This is a genomic window from Oleiphilus sp. HI0125, from assembly GCF_001635355.1.
In genome coordinates, this window is record NZ_LWGF01000030.1 from 1 (window position 1) to 2,336 (window position 2,336).

The following is a 2,336-nucleotide window of genomic DNA, read 5'->3' on the forward strand; positions in this document are numbered from 1 at the left end:
AGAGTATGAAATATGAACATCGACATTAACGGTTTAAATTCTGGCAATCTTGAGAATTTGCGCGCAAAACGCAATGAAACAAACGCGCCTGCGCAAACCAAAGAGACTGCTAGTTCAAGCCCTGCTCCTCAGGCCAGTTCCGCTCAAGTTAGCTTAAGCAACACTGCTCAGATTCTTAGCCGAGCAGAGAACTCTCTCAAATCTGAGCCAGATGTTGATGCTGCGCGCGTTGCAGAACTACGCGCGTCGATTGAAGACGGAACATACAAATCAAACCCTGAAAACATGGCTCAAAAAATGCTTGATCTCGAATAGATTTATTCTTTTCGAGGCAAGCACTAATGGCTAACACCCCTTCTTCATTCGAACAACGCAAACCCGCCCTCTGTAAACAGCTGAAGCAACTTATCGATAAAGATCTTTCTGATCTTGATCAATTGCATACGACACTTTTAAACGAAGCCCAAGCTCTGAAAGATCGTAACAGCACCGAAATTGAAGTCATCGCAAAAACCAAAGGCACACTAGTTAAGAACATTGAAGATCGAGCTCGCGCCAAAGTTAAGCTCATCACTGCCTCTGGAGCACCTATCGAAGCTGGAAAAGTAAAGATGGGGATAGACGCGCTTGGTGACGCGGAGCTGTCAACTCTTTGGTCGCAATCACTTAATCAACTCGAACAGTGCAAGGAATTAAACCAAGTAAACGGTTTAGTCATTGAGCGCTCACGATCGCGAAATCAAAAAATTATGGATATGGTTCGAGGCAAACATCAAAAACCAAAGCTTTACGGTGAGAAAGGCGGCGAAAGCACGTACTCCGGCACTAACAGAATCGCAAAAGCATAAAACTGTATAGCTTTTAAGCAACCCGCGAGCTCTCGCGTGACCTCTGACTCAAACCAACCATAAAACAGCCTTTACTCGCTAGACGCTTGAGTCAAATCGCTTTAGGATTCTATTAATAACACTAACAAGCGCGGCCCTATATTATGCGAACTTGGCACTTATCTATTGCTTTAGTTTTCTCTCTTTCCTTAAACACCAGCATTGCTAACGCGAATCAAGACCCTGCGCCGTCGCATGGCCTTGCGATGCACGGAGACCTAAAATACGGTGCCGACTTTAAGCACTATGATTACGTTAATCCTGACGCTCCGAAGGACGGAACGCTGCGCTTAAGCGTGCGCTCTAACAGCTTCGATAGTTTCAATCCATTCGTCGTAAAAGGTGTCAGTGGCGCCGGGGTTTCTTATCTCTATCAAACACTCACTAATCACTCCGAAGACGAAGCGTTCTCTGAATATGGATTAATAGCCGAACAAATTATCATGCCTGCTGATCGCAGCTGGGTACGCTTTGTTATCAACGAAGACGCAGCCTTCAGTGATGGCTCTGCAATTACCGCAGAAGACGTGAAATATACATTTAACATGCTCACCACGCATGAGCGCGCACGTCCATTTTACGCGGCTTACTACGGAGATGTGGTTGATGTGGTTATTGAAGACAGTAGAACTATCACATTTAAGTTTAAAGACGACAAAAACAAAGAACTCCCTCTAATTCTTGGTCAGATGCCAGTGCTATCAAAAGCATATTGGGAAAAAGTCGGGTTTGGTTCTGCGGGCTTAGATATCCCTGTTGGTAACGGCCCTTATGTTATTGACCGCTTTGAAGCAGGTCGTTCGATCACCTACAAGAGAAACCCCGATTACTGGGCAAAAAATTTACCAACAGCGAAAGGTAAATATAATTTCGATGAAATCGTTTACGAATACTACAGCGACAACACTGTTGCTCTCGAAGCATTCAAAGCGGGTGAATACGATTTTAGAACCGAGACCACAGCTAGAAACTGGGCCACACAGTATAAAGGTAAGCTGTTCGATTCAGGCGAGCTAATCAAAGAAGAAGTCAAACACGAACGCCCATCGGGTATGCAGGCATTCGTTCTCAATACCCGCAAAGCATACTTGAGCGATCCTAAAGTAAGACGCGCGCTCACTTATGCCTTTGATTTCGAATGGACTAACAGCAACTTATTCCACAGTACTTATAAAAGATCTTTGAGCTATTTCGAAAACTCTGAATTGGCGTCTTCCGGCGTCCCAGAAGGCGAAGAACTTGCCATCTTAGAAAAATTTAAGACACAGCTTCCAGCAGAAGTATTTACCACGCCCTATTCTGTACCAAGCACAGCAAAACCAAACTCTATTCGCAAAAATCTGCGCTCAGCGATGAGCTTGTTAAAGGAAGCTGGCTACGACGTTAAGAACGGCAAGCGCGTTGATCAAAATGGAAACCCATTTAAACTCGAATTCTTAATGTTCCAAA

At 44.5% G+C, this 2,336-nt stretch carries 3 protein-coding genes; all 3 read left to right on the plus strand.

What is annotated here, in order from left to right:
* Nucleotides 1-12: 12 nt before the first annotated feature.
* Complete coding sequence (flgM, locus tag A3762_RS00685) at nt 13-315, plus strand: flagellar biosynthesis anti-sigma factor FlgM (protein WP_068476735.1); 303 nt, start codon at nt 13-15, stop codon at nt 313-315.
* A 26-nt stretch (nt 316-341) separates the two neighbouring features.
* On the plus strand, nt 342-848 hold the full coding sequence (locus A3762_RS00690) for a flagella synthesis protein FlgN (protein ID WP_068753632.1): 507 nt from the start codon (nt 342-344) through the stop codon (nt 846-848).
* Between the two features lie 143 nt (nt 849-991).
* A partial coding sequence (locus tag A3762_RS00695; protein ID WP_068753633.1) for an extracellular solute-binding protein occupies nt 992-2,336 on the plus strand: 1,345 nt, incomplete at its 3' end.

Excerpts from the sequence above, each read along its gene's own strand:
- flgM (WP_068476735.1), top strand. The coding sequence starts at position 13 with ATGAACATCGACATTAACGGTTTAAATTCTGGCAATCTTGAGAATTTG.
- A3762_RS00690 (WP_068753632.1), top strand. The coding sequence starts at position 342 with ATGGCTAACACCCCTTCTTCATTCGAACAACGCAAACCCGCCCTCTGT.